Raw genomic sequence first — 18634 nt, forward strand, 5'->3', positions numbered from 1 at the left:
GGCCGGTGGCTACCGGCCGAGCCGCTGGAACTGGTCCGCCGCGAGCTTCCGCGACGGGCCGTGGTACATCGCGTTGAAGATCATTTTCTCCTCGGCCCGGTTCCAGGTGCGGAAGCCGATTTCGCTGCCGAAGGTGACCACGTAACCTTCGCCGACCGTCCAGGCCAGGCCGTTGACGGCGCCGTTGAGGTACTGGCCGCCGATCAACCAGCCGCTCTGGAGCTGGTCGCCGCTGTCCGGGTACTTCGCCACCACGTGGACCGGGTACTTTTCCGGGTCGGTGATCTCGTACGCCCGGTCCTCGTTGAACCAGACCGGATTGTGCGGATCCATCCCCCAGCCGACCGGGTCGGACGCGTCGATCTCCTGGCTGAGCAGCGAGCCCGGGCAGTAGAAGAGCGACGAGTCGGTGGGGAGCACCGACCGGATCGGCAGCTCGAAGAGCTGCTGCGCGGTGTTCGCCCCGCTGCCGTACGCCACCAGCGTGCCGCCGGCCGTGACGAACTCGCGCAGCTTGGCCCAGCCCTCCTCGCCGACGCCGAACGCCCAGCCCCACTCCGGCGGGTAGTTGTTGCGGTTCAGCCCGTTGGTGATGGAGCTCTTGCTGACGCCCGTCGGCACCACGATCGCGTCGAAGTGGCCGGCCAGGTCGGCGTAGTCCGGCGCCTTGACGGTCGTGTAGTTCACCCCGTACTGATCGAAGATCCAGCTCAGCCAGCCGGCCTGGATGTTGTTGGCCGGCTTGAGCAGGCCGATCCGGGTGTTCGGCTTGAGTTGGGCCCCGGCGACCCGGGGCACGGCCGGCACGGCGGCGACCGGGATGCCGGTGGCGCGGGCGCCGTCCTGCAGCACCCGCCGGGCCGCCTCGGTCGGCGGGACCAGGAACGTGCCGGCCGGGAAGGTCCGGCCGCCGTCGCTGAACTCCGCGCCGGCCCGGAACACCGGCACGTCCTGCCGCTGCAACTGCGAGACGATCCGGAAGACCCCGTACGACTCCGGGCCCAGCGCGTACGCGCCCGCGGCCGGGGGAGCGGGCGGCACCGTCACGGCCGGCGGTTTCACCTCCCGCACCGGCTTCGTGGTCGCCGAGAAGGCGTCGGCGACCAGGTCCGCCCGGAAGCCGAGCAGCATCGGCAGCGTCTGTGCGGTCACGTCGTACGGCTGCTGCGGCGGGCCGCCCGGGTACTCGCGCAGCTGCGGGTAGTGCTGCACCTCCAGCAGCGTCTTGGCGAAGCCGCCGTACGGCTGGTTCAGGTAGACGACGTACGACCCGGCGGGGTACTGCTTCCCGCCGGCCGTGAACGCCGACTCGGCCTGGCGCAGCTCCACCGCGCCCTGGAAGAGGATGTCCAGCGCGTCGCGCACCGCCTGCGGGTCCCGCTGCCCGGCGGGGATGACGTAGGCGTACGGGGTGGTGCGGGTGACCGCCTTCCGGCCGACCCGGTAGAAGTTGTAGAGCCAGTTGTAGCCGTCGTACGCGACCGCCTCGATGCCCGAGTAGAAGGCCTGCGAGACGTAGTCGACGATCTGCCGCAGCGTCCAGGTCTTCTGGTCGTACGGCTCGATGAAGCTGATCGTCGACTCCTGGTCACCGATCGGCTTGTCGCTGACCAGCGGGTACGCGAGGTTCGAGCAGCTGGCCGCCTCGGTCAGGATGCGGACCGAGTGGTGGTAGACGCCGTACTGCCGCGACGGGGTCCAGTAGTCGTACTCCATGCCCCAGCCGACGCCCTTCATGCCGGCGGCGGTCATGCCCCGCTGCATCGCCATGCCGAGCGCGTCGGTCTGCTGCACGGTGATCGGGTCGATGTTCGGGTCGTACGGCGACAGGTACGGCGGGGTGAACATTCGCGGCGCGCCCGAGCCGGCCTGGTGCGAGTCCTGGAAGACCTGCGGGTGGTACCGGTTCTGGATGCACAGGTTCAGCTTCGTCTCGACCTGGGTGAGCATGAACCAGTCGCGGTTGTCGTCGTGGCCGGTGTACCTGTGGTACAGGTCGGGGTAGGTGCGCGCGTAGCTGGTGCCCGCGGTGGCGACGAAGTAGTCGTTGACCAGGACCAGCCCGTCCGGATTCTGGCAGGGCACCAGCAGGATGACCAGGTTGTCGAGGATCTTCTCGACGTACGCGGACCGCTCGGTGGCGAGCCGGTGCACCCACTCCAGGGTGGCCTGCGAGTTGCCGACCTCGGTGGAGTGGATACCGGCCTGGACGAAGTAGAAGGGCTTGCCGGCCCGGGCCAACTCCTGCGCGTCGGCCTCGGAGAGCCCGCGCGGGTCGGCCAGCCGGCTGTTGATCTCCACGAGCCGGTCGAGGTTGGCGAGGTTGCGCGGGGAGCTGATGGTGAGCAGCACGTACTCGTTGTCCAGAGTGGTCCGGCCGAGCTCCTCGTACGTGACCCGGTTGCTGCGCTGTGCGACGAGCTTGAAGTAGGGGACCATCTTGTCCCAGGTCGCCAGGTTGCCGTCGGAGCCGATGCGGAAGCCGAAGTACTTCTCAGGGGTGGGTACGGCGCCGGAGAGCGGGTTGGCGGCCGGGGTCTCGTGGGCGTCGTGGGGCGGCACCTCGGCCGGTTGCGCCGACGCGGCGTCCGGGCGGAGCACGCTCGCCGCGGCCGCCGCGGCACCGGCCGTGGCGGTGGTCCGGAACAGCGTTCGACGGGACAGACCGGAACTCTCACTGATCGTCATGGGGGCATCGCCTTTCGCGGCCGGTTCACCTGGCCGTTCTCTGTCGCGGGGCGGGGGTACCCCGCGCTGCTGCCGGTGGGTCTTCCTCCTGGGTCGGCGGTACGGGAGAGCGACTCCCGTGCGGTGATCAACCTCTCCCAGACTGCGTACCAGCAGTTCCGGCCCGACAGCAATAGAGATCAACAGATTTAATCGCTGGGCAATATTTGTAGCTCGACGCCACGAACGCGGAGGAAACCTCCGCTGCGGCGCCTCCCAGGGGATCGTCCAGGATCGACGGCCGCTCACTCCGCCCGCGGTAGCGCCCGGACTCGCTCGGCGCTCACTCGGTGTCGTCGCCGCCCCGCCGCTTCCCGTTGCCCTTGCCGTTGCCCCGGTCCGCCCCGTCGGCGGCGAGGCTGCCGGCCAGCTCGTCGAGGCTGGTCCGCACGGCCTGGTACCCGGCGTCGCCGATGTCGCCGTCGTCGCGCAGGTCGGCGAGCGCGTCGCGTACGTCGTCGACCTTCTTGACGGCGTCGCGGAGGTTCCCGTCGGCCAGCTTCTCCTCGACCTCCGCGAGCCGCTTGTCGAGCGTCTCGGCCGCCTCGGCGTCGAGTTCGCCGGCCTCGACCTGCGCCGCGACGACGGCCCGTACGGTGCCGAGGCGCGCGGCCGGGCCGGTGTCGGAGAGCAGGGTCGCGGCCGAGGCGGTCGGCGCCGGATCGGCCGGCGTGGTCGGCGCCGGGCTCGACGGGGCGGAGCCCGCCCGGTTGCCGCCGTCCGGCCCGGAGCGGGACGCCAGCGGTACGGCGATCGCGAGCACGGCGAGCAGGGCGACGCCGAGCGCCACGGCCGCGACGAGTCCGCGCCGCGACACGGGCCGGCCCCGTCCGACCGGCGGTTCCGCGTCGGCATCGAGCGTCGGCAGCGTACGGGTCCGCGGCGGCACGGCGGCGGCACCGCGTACCGGATCGGCGGCTCCGGTGGTCGGCGGCGCGAAGGCGGCGGGACCGACGGTCGTCGGCGGCGCGAAACCGGCGGGACCGGTGGCCGGCGGGCCGAAGGCGGCGCCGGGCGCGGGCGGGCGGGACGCGCCGGGGAGCTCCGCGAGCCGGGCGCGGACCTCGTCCGCGCTCTCGGGCCGCAGCGCCGGGTTCTTCGTCAGCAGCCAGCGGATCAGGCGGTCCAACCCCGGCGGCACGTCGGGGCGGACGGTCGCGACCGGCACCGGCGGCTCGTTGAGGTGCCGCCACATCACGCCGATCGGGTTGTCGCCCACGAACGGCGGTTGCCCGGTGAGCATCGCGTAGAGCACGCAGCCGAGCGCGTACAGGTCGCTGCGCGAACTCGCCGGCTCGCCGTTGGCCTGCTCGGGGGCCATGTACTGGCTCGTGCCGATGGTCGTGGCGGGAGCGGTCAGGGCCGCCTGGCCGGCGTGCAGCACCCGGGCGATGCCGAAGTCGCAGACCTTCACCCCGCCCCGCCGGTCGAGCAGGATGTTGGCCGGCTTGATGTCGCGGTGCACGATCCCGGCGGCGTGCGCGGCGGCGAGCGCGTCGCAGACCTGGCCCGCGATCGAGACCACCTGCTCGATCGGCAACGGCTCGCCGGCCAGCGCGGCGGCCAGGCTCTCCCCGTCGACCAGCTCCATCACCAGGTACGGCTGGCCCGCGTCGTCGCCGACGTCGTGCACGGCCACGATGTTCGGGTGGGCCAGCCGGGCGGCGGTGCGGGCCTCCCGGTCGAAGCGTTCCAGCAGCGCCGGGTCGGCCAGCCCGGCGGGGTCGAGCAGCTTGACCGCGACCGGCCGCCCCAGCCGGACGTCGACGGCCCGCCAGACCACGGCCATCCCGCCGCGGCCCAGCATCGACTGCAATTGGTACCGATCAGCTATGAGTCGCCCGGACACGATGCCACCCTGACACATCGACCGCCGTGGGGCGTAGCGGACCGGGGAGGGCGACCGTCGTCCCCGCACCGCCCCGCGGGCGCGGCACGGCCCTGATGACGCCGTCCTCGCGCCGGTCGAACCGGGTTCCCCGGGTCCCACCTCGGCGAACACGGCGGCGTGCCGGCCGGTGAGGAGGGCGCCGCGCAGCGTGGAGGGAATCCGCATCCTTCAGGGCGGAGAGGATGTCAGTCCGGCTCCGGCATGAGCCCTTCCGCGCGGAGTTGGGCGAAGTGTGCCTCCGGCGGCGGCTCGGGGTCGTGGTCGGAGGGGCGGGGCCCCTCCGGTCCGTCCGGGCCGAACCGCAGCAGGATCTCGATCCGGGTGACCCGGAACCGGCGCCCGAGCACCGTGGTCTCGTCCGCCCGGGCGGCGTCGAACTCGTCGGCGGCCCGGGCGTAGGCGGCGGCCTCGTCCTCGGTGGGCGCGCCGATCCGGGGGATGAGATAGCGGAAGTTGAAGGTGATCAGGTCGCGGGCGGCCTGCGGCGTGGCGACCGCGCGGGTGTCCGGCTGCCAGCGCCCGTCGACGTACTCGGCCACGGCGTACTCGGTCGGGAGGATGACCCCGTCGGGGTGGCTGTGCACGGCGCGGCGGCTGTCGTCGTACACCTCGGCGGGGACGGCCGCGGCCGGGTAGTGCGCCGGCAGCAGCTCGATCTTCAGTAGCGCGTGGGCGGCGCCGGTGGCCGCCCGGGGATCCACCACCACCCCGTCGGCGAACCACGGGTCGGGGTGCTTGCCGCCGGCCGGTAGCGGATCGGGATCGCTGGCACGCGGCGGCTCGGGACCGTCGGGACCGAAGCGGGCGAACGTGTCGGCGCGGATGATCCGGTAGCGCCGGCTCAGCACCGTCAGCTCGTCGACCTTCTCCCAGTCCAGCACCCGCCCCACCGCCGTGAGCTCCGCGACCGCGGCCGGATCGGTGGTCTCGGCCAGGCGTACCCGGAACCGGTGCGCGAGGCCGTCGCGGGCCGCCTGCGGGGTGTCGTCGTGCAGGGAGTGGACGTGCCAGCGCCCGTCGCCGAGGTCCTCGGCGTGACCGAAGAGGGGCCCGCCGCACCGCAGGTTCGGGTACGTGACCGCCCGGCGGGCCGCGTCCTCCTCCATGATGGCGGCGACCGGGTGGTCGGCGCGGGTGATCCGGATGGGGTTCGGCGGCACTCGCGTCGGGTCGTCGTCCATGCACGCAGTGTGTAGCAGTGGCGTCCGTCCCGCCAGCACCCCCGGCGCGGCGAGGTGCGCAGTGCGCCGGCGGCCGGGTGGCCCGCTCAGCCGCCGGTCGCGGTGAAGTGCTGGTAGTCGGGCGAACGCCAGCCGCCACCCCACTGCCAGCCCACCGAGGCGAACGCCTCGACCAGCGTTCCGCCGCGAACCGCCAGCCCGGGCCGGTCGCGGTACCGGTCGCGGTCGGCGTACGACGCGCCGGCCGGCGGCAGGACCCGACCGTCCACGAGGTACGGATTCTCCACCGGATTGACGTCGATCGCCTTCCCGTACGCGTGCGCCGACCACTTGGCCGGTCCCGCCGAGACGGCGTCGCGGCAGTTGAAGCCCGAGGTGTTGTCGGCCGCCATCGAGTCGTCGTCGCTGCCGCCGTACGCGGCGATGGGCGTCATCCGCCGGATCGGGAAGCGCGCCCGGTAGAGGGCGGCGAAGACGCTCACCACGTCGGCGGCGACGCTCCGGTCCACCACGACCGCGCCGAGGTACGGCCGGCCGTCGAAGCCCCGGTAACCCACCCGCACCAGCCGGAGCTGATCCGGTCCCACCGGGCAGCCCGGGTGCCAGCTCGCGCCGAGATCGGCGGCGCTGACCGGCGAGATGCTGCTGGTGAATCCGGTCGCGGCCGGCGACGGCGTGCCCGAGGGCGCCGGCACGGATGCCGGGGCGGCGCCGGTGGACGCGGCGGAAGGGGTCGGGCCCCCCGGGGTGCCGGGCGCGGAGGTGCCCGCCGGGTCCGTCTCGCAGCCCGCCAGGAGGAGCGCCGACAGCAGGATCGCCCGGATCCGGTGTCGGGGACGGCGTCGCACCCGGAGAAGGGTACGCGCCGCCCCGGTCGTCGCCGCCCGCCCGAAACCTGGCGACCGGCCGAGATGCGCTTCCGCCCGAGTTCGGTAAACCGCACGAAGTACGCTTTCGCCGGGTTCGGTTAACCCGCGAAGGTGACCTCGGCCCCGAAACCGGACGAAACACCCCAGGTTAGGACGAAAAACACCGGTCGGAGCGGCCGTTGCGCCGGCCCGACCGGTGTACGAAATGACGGAATCAGCCCTGACGGCTCTTCCACTGCGGGTTCGCGCGGTTCACCACGACCACCCGGCCGCGGCGCCGCACCACTACCGAACCCGGCTTCTGCTTCAAAGCCCGTAGCGAACTGCGAACCTTCATGACTTGCCTCTCCTCGGCCTCGGGTCCGGTCTCTCGACCGCTCCGAGGTTGGAAACGTCACGGTCCCCGCCGGGATTCCCCGGGGCTGGCCTAGGCTCTCTCCTGTCGATCACTGTCGGCCCTGGTGGGGCCCGTCCGGCTACCCGGACGCACCGGGCCCGGCGGGAGGCGGCCGAGGACCCGGCCGGGACCTGGCCTGAGGCGACGGAAATTCGCGGGACGGAAACTGGCGTGACTGACTCATCCTCGACCCGGATGTTCGGGCGAACGGTCTGGACCGGCGAGATCACGGCGCCGCTGCGCCGGTTCGTGCGTACCGAGGCGGGCAGCGCCGGGGTGCTGGTCACCGCCATCGTCGCGGCGATGGTCTGGGCGAACGTGGGCCCGGCGTCGTACGAGTCGGTCTGGCACACCGAACTCGCCATCCGGGTCGGTGACACCGGCGTCGGCTACGACCTGCGTACCTGGGTCAACAGCGGGTTGATGACCCTCTTCTTCCTGGTCGTCGGCCTGGAGGCGCGCCGCGAGTTCGATCTCGGCGAGCTGCGGGACCGCCGACGCTTCGCGCTGCCGCTCGCCGCCGGCATCATGGGCATGCTGATCCCGATCGGGATCTTCCTGCTGGTGAACCGGGGCGGCCCGGGCGCGCACGGCTGGGGCGTGGCGATGTCGACCGACACGGCGCTCGCCCTGGGTCTGCTCGCCCTGCTGGGCCGGGGCGTACCCGACCAGGTGCGGGTCTTCCTGCTGACCGTCTTCGTGGTGGACGACCTGGTCGCGCTCGGGGTCATCGCGGTGGTCTACAGCGAGCGGATCAGCGTCGGCCCGCTCCTGGTCGCGATCGCGATCTTCGCCCTGCTGCTCGGCCTGCGGGCGTTCGGGGTACGGCGGGGCGTCGTCTACGCCCCGGTCTGCGTCGCCCTGTGGGCCGCCCTGCTCGCCAGCGGCGTGGACCCGGTCGTGGCCGGGCTCGCCATCGGCCTGACCGCGACGGCGTACTCGCCGCTGCGCAGTGCCCTGGAACGGGCGACCGGGCTGTTCAAGCTCTTCCGTGAGCAGCCCACCGCCGAACTGGCCCGCAACGCGACGCTCGGGCTGGCCCAGACGCTCTCGCCCAACGATCGGCTCCAGCGGATCTACCACCCGTGGACCAGCTACCTGATCGTCCCGCTCTTCGCGCTGGCCAACGCCGGCATCACGGTCGACGGCGCGTTCCTGGCCCGCGCCTTCACCGCCCCGGTGACCCTCGGCATCCTGCTCGGGTACGTCGTCGGCAAGCCGGTCGCGGTGGTCGGCGTCGCCTGGCTGGTGGCGCGGCTGACCGGGGGCCGGATCCGGCCGGCGATCGGGTGGGCGGCCGTGCTGGGCAGCGGCACCATCGCCGGCATCGGCTTCACCGTGTCGCTGCTCATCGCCAACCTGGCCTTCACGGGGCCGCAGCTGGCCGAGGCCAAGGTCGGCGTGCTGGCCGCCGCGGCCGTCGCCTCGCTGCTCACCTGGACCGTCTACCGGGTCACCGCGGCGATGCCCCGGGCCCGCCGCGCCCGCGCGCTGCTGGGCAACCCCGACCAGCTGGTCGACCTGATCCCGCCGGTCGACCAGGACCGCGACCACGTACGCGGGCCCGCGGACGCCTCGGTCACGCTGGTCGAGTACGGCGACTTCCAGTGCCCGTACTGCGGGCAGGCCGAGACGGTCGTGCGGGAGTTGCTCAGCGACGCCGACCTGCGCTACGTCTGGCGGCACCTGCCGCTGGCGGACGTGCATCCGCAGGCGCAGCTGGCGGCGGAGGCGGTCGAGGCGGCCCACGCGCAGGGAAAGTTCTGGGAGATGCACGACCAGCTGCTGGACCACCAGGGCAAGCTGCTGCTCAGCGACCTCTTCGGGTACGCCGAGCAGGTCGGCCTCGACCAGGAGCAGTTCCGCGACGACCTGCTGCTGCACGTGCACGCGGCCCGGATCGCCCAGGACGTCGAGTCGGCCGACCTCAGCGGGGTCTCCGGCACGCCGACGTTCTTCATCAACGGGCAGCGCCACTACGGCGCGTACGACATCGACACGCTCACGAAGGCCATCAAGATCGCGCGGGTCCGCGCGAAGATCAGCGCCAAGTCGCGCTGAGCCCCCGGCGCCGGCGCCGGCGCGGGCCGGGCCGTGGGCGCGACCCGCTACGGGGAGCGGGTCGCCTGGTCGGTGAGGTCCCGGGTGGTGACCGGGCGGCCGGGCAGCGGGCTGCCCGGGTCGGCGCGGAGGCCGTCGAGGATCAGGACCAGGGCGCGGTCGAGCATGGACTCGGCGAGCACCTCCGAGTCGACCGGGACGCGGCGCAGCAGCAGGGAGACCAGGACCGCCACGTCACCGGCGCCGACGTCGGCGCGGAGCGAGCCCTCCCGCTGGGCGCGGCGCACGATCTCCTCCAGCATCGCCATGAGTTCGTCGCGGTAGCGCTGGGTGATCGGGTCGTCCTTGACCGCCGCGCGGGCTCCCTCGGAGAGTACGGCCAACTGGATGGTGAGCCGCAGGCTGCGCGAGCGCCCCAGCAGCCGTACCAGTGCCTGCCAGGCGCTGTGCTCCTCGGCGAGCACCGCGCGGGCGTCGGCCACGACGGCGCCGAAGTTGTCCCGCGCGACCGCGCGGATCAGCGCCTCGCGGTCGGGGAAGCGGCGGTAGAGCGTGCCGACGCCGACCCCGGCGCGCCGGGCGATCTCCTCCATCGGCACGTCCGGGCCGAACTCGGTGAACGCCACCTTGGCCGCGGCGATGATCTGGTCACGGTTGCGGCGCGCGTCGGTACGCAACCTGGCCTCGCTCTCTGCCGCCATCAGCAAATTGTCGCATCTCGATGCAGATCGCGGGCGGTGCCGAGCGCCGTCGCCGCAGGCAGCGCGGTGACACCGGGTGGGCGCGTCGGACCGAGGGCCTCCTAAGTGGACGACGAGTCTCCACTTCGCTGGTACGCTTTGTCGTGGGAGGGAAATTCGCCCGCTTGATAGTGGTTCGAGATGGGAGCTGGCACGATGACCGCTTCTCCGGTGCTCTCGATTAAGCGCACCTGCCCCTACGCCCCGCCCCAGGAGCACGTCCAGCTCCAGCAGGAGGAGCCGGTCGCGCGGGTGACGCTGCCCGACGGCTCGCAGGCGTGGGCGCTGAGCCGCCTCGAGGACATCCGTACGATGCTGACCGACCCGCGATTCAGCTCGGACCGTCAGCGGCCGGAGTTTCCGCTGCTCACGCCCGGACCCAGGATCGCCGTGCCGGGTCGGCCGTCCCTGATCGGGCTCGACCCGCCGGAGCACGGCGAGGCGCGCCGGGCGGTGGTCGGGGAGTTCACCGTCAAGCGGATGAACGCGCTGCGGCCGCGGATCCAGCAGATCGTCGACGACTGTCTCGACGAGATGCTCGCCGGCCCGCGCCCGGTCGACCTGGTTCCCGCGCTGGCGCTGCCGGTACCGTCGCTGGTCATCTGTGAGCTGCTCGGCGTCCCCTACGCCGACCACGAGTTCTTCCAGACCCGCTCGGCGAAGCTGCTGCGCCGCGACACCCCGCCGGACGAGCGCCGCGCGGCGGTCAACGAGATCCGCGAGTACATGGCCGCGCTGATCGGGAAGAAGGCCACGGAACCGGCGGACGACCTGCTCGGCCGGCAACTGGCCAAGGGCACCGACCGGGAAGACCTGGTGAACCTCGGGTTCCTGCTGCTGCTCGCCGGGCACGAGACCACCGCCAACATGATCTCGCTCGGCACGCTGATGCTGCTGCGGCAGCCCGAGGCCCTGGCGGCGCTCAAGCGCGACCCCGGACTGACGCCGCAGGCCGTCGAGGAGCTGTTGCGGTACTTCACCATCGCCGAGTTCGTCACCTCCCGGCTCGCCACGGAGGACGTCGAGATCGGCGGGGTGCTGATCCGTGCGGGCGAGGGGGTGGTCTCGCTCGGCAACGTCGCGAACCGCGACCCGGCCGCGTTCGCCGACCCCGACGCCTTCGACATCGAGCGCGGCGCCCGGCACCACATCGCCTTCGGCTTCGGCGCCCACCAGTGCCTGGGGCAGAACCTCGCCCGGCTCGAACTCCAGATCGTCTTCGACTCCCTCTTCGCCCGCATCCCGGACCTCCGGCTGGCGGCGGAGCCCGACGAGCTGCCGTTCAAGGACGACGCCACCGTCTACGGCCTCTACTCCCTCCCGGTCACCTGGTAGGCGGCGTGATGCGGATAACGGCGGACCTCACCCGCTGCGTCGGCGCCGGCCAGTGCGTGCTGACCGAACCCGCCGTCTTCGACCAGCGCGAGGACGACGGGACGGTGATCGTCCTCGACGAGACCCCCGGGGACGAGAAGACGGTCGACCGGGTACGGGAGGCGGTACACCTCTGCCCCAGCCGGGCCCTGGACCTCGTCGAGTCCTGAGCCTCCCGGCGCGTCGTGCGCCGCGCCGCTCCCCGGCGACCAGTCGCGGGGGAGCGGCGCGCGGGTCGCGTCAGAAGCCGCGCTGGCGGGCGCCGGCGCTGCCCGCGAGCACCTGCTGCAGGCCCCGGTACGCCGGCTTGGGCGCCAGGTTCTCGTCCATCGGCGTGGCCGACCCCTGCCCGTCGAACCAGCCCGGGACCCAGGAGTACTTGTCCGTGAAGCCCCAGATCGTGAACATCACGCAGCGCGGGGTCAGCAGGCAGGCGCGCAGCAGGGTGGTGAAGCTGCCGACCTGCCCGGCCGTCTTGTACGTGTCGACCGGCAGGAAGAACCGCACGTCCACCTCGGTGAACGCCGTCTGCAGGCCGAGCTGGTCGAACCGGCGCAGGTTCTCCGGCGCGTCGATCGGGATGTCGTACTGCAGGTCGAGGTGGCCCTGGAAGCCCATGCCGTGCAGCGGCACCCGCTGCCGGAGCAGTTGCCGGGCCAGCTCGTAGTAGGCGGTGCTCTTCGGGTTGACGTTGTCGATGGCGTAGTCGTTGAGGAAGAGCTTGGCGCCCGGGTCGGCCGCGTGCGCCCAGCGCAGCACGTCCGCGATGTAGTTCGGGCCGAGGTGCTGGCGGAAGACCGTGTCGCGCAGTACGGGATTCGCGCCGTCCGTGAACGCCTCGTTCACCACGTCCCAGGCGCGTACCTTGCCCCGGAAGTGCCGTACCACGGTCGTCACGTGGTCGCGGACGATGGCGCGGAACTCCGCCGAGTCGATCGAACCGTCGGCCAGCCCGCTGGTCAGCCACGCCGGAAGCTGGTTGTGCCAGATCAGGGTGTGCCCGTGCACCTTCTGCCCGTTGCGCCGGGCGAACTCGACGAGCTGGTCCGCCGGCCCCCAGTTGTACTGGCCCCGGACCGGCTCCAGCGACTCCCACTTCATCGCGTTCTCGGCCGTGACGGCGGAGAAGTCCCGGGCCACCCGGTCCCGGTACGCCGCGTCGGAGCCGAGGACGTCGACGTCGACGGCGGTACCGAAGCCGAGCCCGTGCCGCTGGGCGAGCGCGCGCAGCGACTGGTCCAGGTACGAGCCGCCGGTCCGGGTCGACGCGACGGCGGCCTCCTCCTCGCCCGGCTGGGGCGCGGCCGTGGCGGTGGACGGCCCGACCCAGTACAGGACGCCGGCCGCGAGCGCGCCGACCATCGCGATTCGAAGTTGTCTCATTGCGCGGAAACCTCCAGGTGGTGTGCTGCGGTGTGGTGGATCCGTCGCGACGCGAACGCCGCGGGGGACCCGGTTTGCTGCACCACCCGGTGTCGGGCATCTGACTTTGACAAACGTTGATGCTCTTGGTAGCTCAGCCGGTCGTCGCCGCCATCTCCGCCACGAACCGTTCCGGGGTCAGCTCCGCGCGGAACAGCCGCTGCAGACCGGTGTTCAGCGCCGCCGCCGGGCCCGGGGGCAACGTCAGGTCCCAGGCGAGGTCGTAGTCGGGCGCCCGGCTGACCAGCCCGTGGACGGCGGTGGCGAACGGGGCGTGCGCGGTACCGCGCAGCCGGGCCGGGTCGGTGACGGGCGGGACCTCGCCGGTCGCCACCAGCGCGTCCAGGTACTCGTCCGAGGCGACGCCGCGCACGAACGCGGTCGCCGCCTCCCGGTGCGGGCTGGCGGCGGAGACCGAGAGGAAGTGGGCGGGGACCCCCACCACGGCGGCCGGATCGCCGGCCCCGCCGGGCACCGCCGGGAACGGTACCCAGCCGAGGTCACCGTCGCGGACGACCTCCGGGTGCCGGGCGAGCTGGTTCTGGTACTCCCAGCTCCCCATCAGCTGCATCGCCGCCCGGCCCGTCGCGAACCGCGCCGACGCGGCGCCGTCGTCGTAGCCGAGCGAGCCGAAGTCCGTACCGAAGGCGCCCCGGGCGACCAGGTCCCGTACGGTCCGCAGCGCCGCCAGCACGGCCGGGTCGGACCACGCCCCCGGGCGCCCGAGCGCGATCTGGCGCGCCACGGCGGCGCCGCCGATCCGCTCGACCAGGTACATGAGGTACATCAGCTCGGTCCAGCCCTGCGCGCCGCCCAGCGCGATCGGCGTGACGCCCCGGGACGCGAACGCGTCGACCAGGGCGAGCAGCTCCGGGTAGGTGGTCGGCGGGCGCAGCCCGGCCTGGGCGAAGAGTCCCCTGTGGTAGAAGAGCAGCACCGGCTGCGTACCGCTCATCGGCAGCCCGTACTGCCGGCCGTCGACCGCCCCGCCCGCCAGCACCCGCGGCAGGAACGGCCCGGCCACCTCGGGCTGCTGCCGCCCCGGTCCGGTCAGCTCGGCCAGCCGGCCCTCCCGGGCGAGCCGGGTCAGCCGCTCGCCACCCCACGTCATCAACACGTCGGGCGCCGCCGGCCCGGTGGGCATCGTCCGCAGCCGCTCCTTGTACTCGTCGTTGGCGAAGGTGGAGAGCTCGACCGGTACCTCGGCGGTGCGGTTGTAGCGGTCGACCATCCGCCGCAGCGCGGAATCGGGGTCGGTGGTGGCGAGGGTCCAGACCCGGATCACCCCGGCCGGTACCCCCGCCGGCGGCCCGGCCGGCGCAGTACGCCGGTGCGGTCCGCGCACCAGCGCCACGCCGGCCAGGCTGACGGTCAGGACGAGGACCGCCACGGTGGCGGTGGCGAGCCGGGCCCGGCGCCGCCGGATCCGCCGGTACCGGGCCCGGAGCAGCCCGACCGCGTCCGGCGCGACGGCCGGCAGCGCCGCGCCCGCCTGCGCCAGCGTGGCGGCTACCTCCTCGGCGAACCCGTCCTCCCCGGCGGCGCCGGTCTCCCCGGCCCAGTTCCGGTCAGCCACGGCCGCTCCGCATCGCCGGCCGGGCAGTGCTCAGGTGGGCCCGCAGGCTCCGCCTGGCCCGGGCGTACCGGCTGGAGACCGTGCCGGCCGGCTCGCCGAACATCGCCGCGATCTCCTGAAAGGTGTAGCGGTAGAGCACATGCAGCACGACCACGCTCCGCTCGGGACGTCCCAGCTCCTGCAACGCCTGCCAGAGGGCACCGTTGTCCACCACCGGGCCCGCCGGGTCGTCCGGCCGGGCGTCCGCGTCGTGGCGCGGCACCTCCCGCCGCCACCGCCGCCACCGGCTCACGTTGCGGGTGACGATGACCTGCCGGGCGTACGCCTCGGGGTTCTCCCGGGCCCGCGACCAGCGCTGCCACACCTCGATCATCGCGATCTGGGCCAGGTCGTCCGCCTCCGCGGCGCTGCCGCAGATCAGGTACGCGAAGCGGCGCAGCGGATCCAGGCGGGCCCGGGCGAACTCCTCGGCGTCGCCGAATCCGCCGTCGGCCATCGCGCCCCTCCTCCGGTCGGCGGCACCCTCACCCGGCCGGCACCGGGACGGAGAAATGCATGCCGGTCACTGTACTTTCCCGCCGGTCGTACCCGCCCGTCGTAGCCGTCCCCGCGTGGCCGGGCCCGCGCCCGCCACGCCGTCACCGGGTGGCCGGATCCGCGCCGCGGTAGCCGGCGGCCTGCAACGCGAACAGCTCGGCGTACCGGCCGCCGGCGGCCATGAGTTCGTCGTGCCCGCCCGACTCGACCAGCGCGCCGTCGTGCAGTACGAAGATCCGGTCGGCGTGCCGGACGTTGGCGAGCCGATGGGTGATCAGGATCGTCGTGGCCCGGCCCTGGCGGTCCCGGATGGCCTGGAAGAGCGCGTCCTCGGCGCGCGGGTCCAGCGCCGACGAGGGCTCGTCCATGATCAGCAGATCCGCGTCGCGGAGGAACCCGCGCGCCGCCGTGATCCGCTGCCACTGTCCGCCGGAGAGGTCCTGGCCCTGGGCGAAGGTCCGGTCCAGCAGGGTCTCGTAGCCGTACGGCAGCTCGCGGATCATGTCGTGGGCGACCGCGCGGGCCGCCGCGCGCTCGATCCGGGCCTGCTCCGGTTCGCTCTCCGCGTCGCCCAGCGCGATGTTCGTGGCGGCCGTGAAGGGCCACTTGTGGTACTCCTGGGTCACCACGGCGATCCGCGCGCGCAGCCCCTCGGCGTCCCACCCGTCCAGCGCCCGCCCGTTCCACTCGACCCGGCCGCCGCTGGGCGTACGCAACCCGGCGATCATCGCGGCGAGGGTGGACTTGCCGGAGCCGTTCTCGCCCACGAAGGCGACCGTCTCTCCGGCCCGGACGGTGAGGGTGACGTCGTCCACCGCCGGGGTGTCGCGGTCCGGGTAGGAGAGACTGACCCCGCGCACCGCCAGTTCGGTCAGCGGGGTGACGGCCGGGCCGCCCGCGGCGTCGGGGAGGTGGCCGGCGGCGCGGCTCATGAAGCCGGTGTAGTCGCCGAAGTGCTGTCCCTCCGTGTAGCAGCGGTCCACCTGCACCGTCACGGTGCTGAGCGAGCGCTGGGCGGCCTGCACCGCGATCACGCAGGTCGCCGCCGCCGACAGCGGGATCTGCCCGTCGAGCAGCAGGACGCCGAGCAGCACGTACACGATTCCGGTGGCGACCCCGCCGATCACCGCGCCGACGCTGGTGGTCGTGGTCACCCGCCGGGCCAGGGCGAGCTGGATCTCGGTCTCCACGCCCATCACCCGGTCGTACTGGTCGAGCAGGAAGCGGCGCAGGCCGTACGAGCGCAGCTCCGGGGCGGAGACGCGCTCGGCCATGAGCCGGTGCAGGAGCCAGAGCCGGCGGCGGCGCACCGAGCCGGCGATGTAGGTCTGGTACCGCTGGTGGCCGGCGCGCAGCGACGCCCAGGCGTTCGGCAGCGTCGCCACCAGCAGCGCGGCGATCAGCAGCGGATGGATCACGATCACGGCCACCGCCACGGCGAGCAGCCCGACCAGGCCCGCCAGCAGGTTCATCGCGGCCTGCACCAGCGAGATGGCCGACTCGGTGCCCCGTGACGCGCGTTCCATGTCGTCGGCGAACGCGTCCTGGTCGAACGCGTCGAGGCGTACCGCCGTGGTGACCTCGAAGAGCCCGCGCTCGACCTCGCGGTCGACCCGAGGGGTGAGGCCGTTCTGCGCGTACCCCATCGCGATGCCCATCCCGGCCCGTACCGCCGTCGCGGCGGCGAGCGCCGCGAGCGCGGGCAGCGCCGCCGCGACCCGGTCCGGCGTGGGGCCGCCGGCGAAGAGTTCGACGAGCACCCGCTGGGTGGCCAGCAGGCCGAAGGCCGCCATCACCCCGGCGCCGACCGTGGTGGCGGCGACCACCGACGTGCGGACCCGGTCGGCCCGCCAGCTGATCAGTAGCGCCCTGCCGACCAGGCGGGGCAGCTCCGCGAAGACGGTGAGCAGGCCCGCGTCGGCGCGGGCCCGTACCCCGGTCTCCCACCACATGGTGCGCAGCTCGGGGAGGACGGATTGCGCGGGTCGCGCGGCGGTCGGGCCGCCGCTGGTGCTGGTGCTGGTGCTGGCGCCGCGGGTGGTGTCGTCGGTGGCCGATGCGGTCACGGGGCTTCTCCGTTCGTCCGGCGGGTCGGGCAGCGCCGCGACCGCTCCGACGGGTGTCGAGGCTCCGACCCGCGTCGAGGCTCCGATCCGCGCCGAGGCTTCCGCCGGGCACGGGGTGGTGACCGGGCGGCGGGCGCCGTGACCGGCGTCGAGCGTCCGCCGACTTCGAGCGTCCGACCGGCGGCGGGACCTCGGCCGGCGGCGAACGGGCGCTCCGGACGGGGCGGACGTGCCGCCCGCTGGGCTTCGGGTCGGGTGCTGGACCATGAGCGATCGAGGCACCACGGAGCGTAGCTCCCGCCTCCGACAGTTCCGGGGGCCGTCGACGCCCGGCCCGCTGCCGACGCACCCGCTGTCCGTCGGTTCCGGTCCGTGGCTCCGCGCCGCCCGTCGGTCCCTGGTAGGTCGTTCCCGGCCCGCTCCGCGCCGGTACGCCCCGGGCCCGGCCCGCCGTCAGGACGGCCGGGAGAAGCCGCCCCGGGGCGCGATCAGCTCCAGGTTCGTCCCGTCCGGGTCGTTGAAGTACGCCACCTCGGTACCGAGCGCCTCCGCCGGGGTCACCTCGCCCGACGCGAACGTGTACGGCTCGCCGAGGAACTCCACGCCGGCCTCGCGCATCCGGGCGTAGACCGCCGCCAGGTCGTCGACCTGGAAGCAGAGGTGCATCGAGCCGGGCCGGTTGGCCGCCACCTGCGCGGGAGCGCCGGCCGGCTCGCGGAACTGGATCAGGTCGATGCCGAGGTTGTCCAGGTGGAAGGTGGCGTAGCGCAGGTCGGCCGCCGGCAACCCCTGCGTCTGGGCGAAGCCCATGCCGTGCATGGTCTCGTCCCGTACCGCCGGCTCCCGGCCGGTCAGCGCCCGGTAGAACTCGACCGAGCGGTCCAGGTCGGCGACCGAGATCCCGACGTGGGCGGCCGTACGCAGGTCGAACGTGCCTCGGGGGACCGCCTGAGCTGGCATGACCGACCTCTCCCTGCGGTGCGGCGGTCGGACGTAGGCCGCCGTCGGCGCGGGGTGGGCCAGCCCACGGTAACAGGGCTGCCGGCGCCGCCGGGGCGGTTCCCGGGCGCGGCGCCGCTGGGGGTCGATGGCCGGTCCCGCCCGGGTGTGCGTTCCGGGTGGGACCGGCGGGCCGGACGGGATCGACCACGGCTCCCGTCCGGCCCGATCCCGCCGCTCGGTGCGGGCGCGGTCGGTCGCGCCCGGTCAGGCCTTGACGACCAGGGTCTTCGCCGCCATGTCGCCGAGCCGGCGGCGTCGGTCGGAGTTGACCACGATGATGAGACCGACCAGGTACGCGAAGAGCCCGTCGACGATCCGCAGCAGGGTCCGGACGAGGGCGGAAACCAAGCCCGGCCGGTCGCCGGTCGCCTCGTCGATCACCCGGATGCCGGTGACCATCTTGCCGACCGTACGGCCGAGGAAGCCCTCCAGGAGCGTGTAGTACAGCAGCACGATGACCAGCAGCAGCAGGCTGCCGCCCGGTGACAGCGTGGTCAGGGCGAAGCCCGAGCTGTCGGTCTCGGTACCGAACAGCCTCGTGAGGAGACCGCTGACGGCGCCGAGGACGAGGCCGTCGATGACGGTGGCCCCGATCCGACGGCCGGTCACGCGGACGTTGCGCGTGCTCGCTACAGAAGTCATCGACAGCTCCACTGCGATAGATGGGTGCCGGTGTTCTACCCACACCCGGAACCGGCCACACGCCACCGCCCGTGGTTCGCCCCGGCGAGGCGTGCGGTCAGCGGTCAAATCCGCCCGACGCCGGCGCCGGCCGTCTGCGGCGCGGCCGA

15 protein-coding genes are annotated in these 18634 nt (G+C 73.3%); 3 read left to right on the plus strand and 12 right to left on the minus strand.

What is annotated here, in order from left to right:
* Positions 1–9 precede the first annotated feature (9 nt).
* The 5 genes from AB0J86_RS06765 to AB0J86_RS06785 form a co-directional block, all read right to left on the minus strand.
* The gene (locus tag AB0J86_RS06765) at positions 10–2688 is read right to left on the minus strand and encodes a M14 metallopeptidase family protein (protein ID WP_363853614.1); all 2679 of its coding nucleotides are present in this window, start codon (positions 2686–2688) and stop codon (positions 10–12) included.
* A gap of 322 nt (positions 2689–3010) precedes the next feature.
* Positions 3011–4576 (minus strand): protein kinase, encoded by a 1566-nt coding sequence (locus tag AB0J86_RS06770; RefSeq protein WP_363853617.1) that lies wholly within the window; start codon positions 4574–4576, stop codon positions 3011–3013.
* Between the two features lie 227 nt (positions 4577–4803).
* Entirely contained in the window at positions 4804–5799 is a 996-nt protein-coding gene (locus AB0J86_RS06775) for a DUF5954 family protein (protein WP_363853620.1), read from the minus strand.
* 86 nt (positions 5800–5885) lie between these two features.
* Positions 5886–6647 (minus strand): M15 family metallopeptidase, encoded by a 762-nt coding sequence (locus tag AB0J86_RS06780; RefSeq protein WP_363853623.1) that lies wholly within the window; start codon positions 6645–6647, stop codon positions 5886–5888.
* A 235-nt stretch (positions 6648–6882) separates the two neighbouring features.
* Positions 6883–7005, minus strand: coding sequence for a 50S ribosomal protein L36 (locus AB0J86_RS06785; protein WP_030490864.1), 123 nt, complete (start codon positions 7003–7005; stop codon positions 6883–6885).
* A gap of 255 nt (positions 7006–7260) precedes the next feature.
* Here AB0J86_RS06785 and nhaA point away from each other — a divergent pair, with 255 nt between their 5' ends.
* Positions 7261–9126 (plus strand): Na+/H+ antiporter NhaA, encoded by a 1866-nt coding sequence (nhaA, locus tag AB0J86_RS06790; protein WP_363853625.1) that lies wholly within the window; start codon positions 7261–7263, stop codon positions 9124–9126.
* A 47-nt stretch (positions 9127–9173) separates the two neighbouring features.
* Here the strand turns inward: nhaA and AB0J86_RS06795 are convergent, their stop codons facing one another.
* Complete coding sequence (locus AB0J86_RS06795; protein WP_363853628.1) at positions 9174–9827, minus strand: helix-turn-helix domain-containing protein; 654 nt, start codon at positions 9825–9827, stop codon at positions 9174–9176.
* Positions 9828–10022: 195 nt separating this feature from the next.
* Between AB0J86_RS06795 and AB0J86_RS06800 the strand changes: the two genes are divergently transcribed.
* Together AB0J86_RS06800 and AB0J86_RS06805 are read left to right on the plus strand one after the other, a co-directional pair.
* On the plus strand, positions 10023–11201 hold the full coding sequence (locus AB0J86_RS06800; RefSeq protein WP_363853631.1) for a cytochrome P450: 1179 nt from the start codon (positions 10023–10025) through the stop codon (positions 11199–11201).
* 8 nt (positions 11202–11209) lie between these two features.
* Positions 11210–11410 carry a ferredoxin gene (locus tag AB0J86_RS06805; RefSeq protein ID WP_363853634.1) on the plus strand — a complete coding sequence of 67 codons (201 nt, stop codon included), beginning with the start codon at positions 11210–11212 and terminating at the stop codon, positions 11408–11410.
* A gap of 70 nt (positions 11411–11480) precedes the next feature.
* Here the strand turns inward: AB0J86_RS06805 and AB0J86_RS06810 are convergent, their stop codons facing one another.
* The 6 genes from AB0J86_RS06810 to AB0J86_RS06835 all read right to left on the minus strand — a co-directional run bounded on the left by AB0J86_RS06810 (position 11481) and on the right by AB0J86_RS06835 (position 18485).
* Positions 11481–12623: an endo-1,4-beta-xylanase gene (locus AB0J86_RS06810; protein ID WP_363853637.1), complete on the minus strand. Its 1143-nt coding sequence runs from the start codon at positions 12621–12623 to the stop codon at positions 11481–11483.
* A gap of 133 nt (positions 12624–12756) precedes the next feature.
* Positions 12757–14238, minus strand: a complete 1482-nt coding sequence (locus AB0J86_RS06815) for an extracellular solute-binding protein (RefSeq protein WP_363853640.1) — start codon at positions 14236–14238, stop codon at positions 12757–12759.
* Positions 14231–14734 (minus strand): sigma-70 family RNA polymerase sigma factor, encoded by a 504-nt coding sequence (locus AB0J86_RS06820; protein WP_363853643.1) that lies wholly within the window; start codon positions 14732–14734, stop codon positions 14231–14233. The genes AB0J86_RS06815 and AB0J86_RS06820 overlap by 8 nt, the downstream gene beginning before the upstream one ends.
* 142 nt (positions 14735–14876) lie before the next feature.
* Positions 14877–16841 (minus strand): ABC transporter ATP-binding protein, encoded by a 1965-nt coding sequence (locus AB0J86_RS06825; protein ID WP_363853645.1) that lies wholly within the window; start codon positions 16839–16841, stop codon positions 14877–14879.
* A gap of 453 nt (positions 16842–17294) precedes the next feature.
* Positions 17295–17801, minus strand: coding sequence for a VOC family protein (locus AB0J86_RS06830; protein WP_363853648.1), 507 nt, complete (start codon positions 17799–17801; stop codon positions 17295–17297).
* 246 nt (positions 17802–18047) lie between these two features.
* Positions 18048–18485 (minus strand): RDD family protein, encoded by a 438-nt coding sequence (locus AB0J86_RS06835; RefSeq protein ID WP_363853650.1) that lies wholly within the window; start codon positions 18483–18485, stop codon positions 18048–18050.
* Positions 18486–18634: the final 149 nt, after the last annotated feature.

It is taken from the genome of Micromonospora sp. NPDC049559 (genome assembly GCF_040676675.1).
Taxonomy (GTDB): Bacteria; Actinomycetota; Actinomycetes; order Mycobacteriales; family Micromonosporaceae; genus JBFAPK01.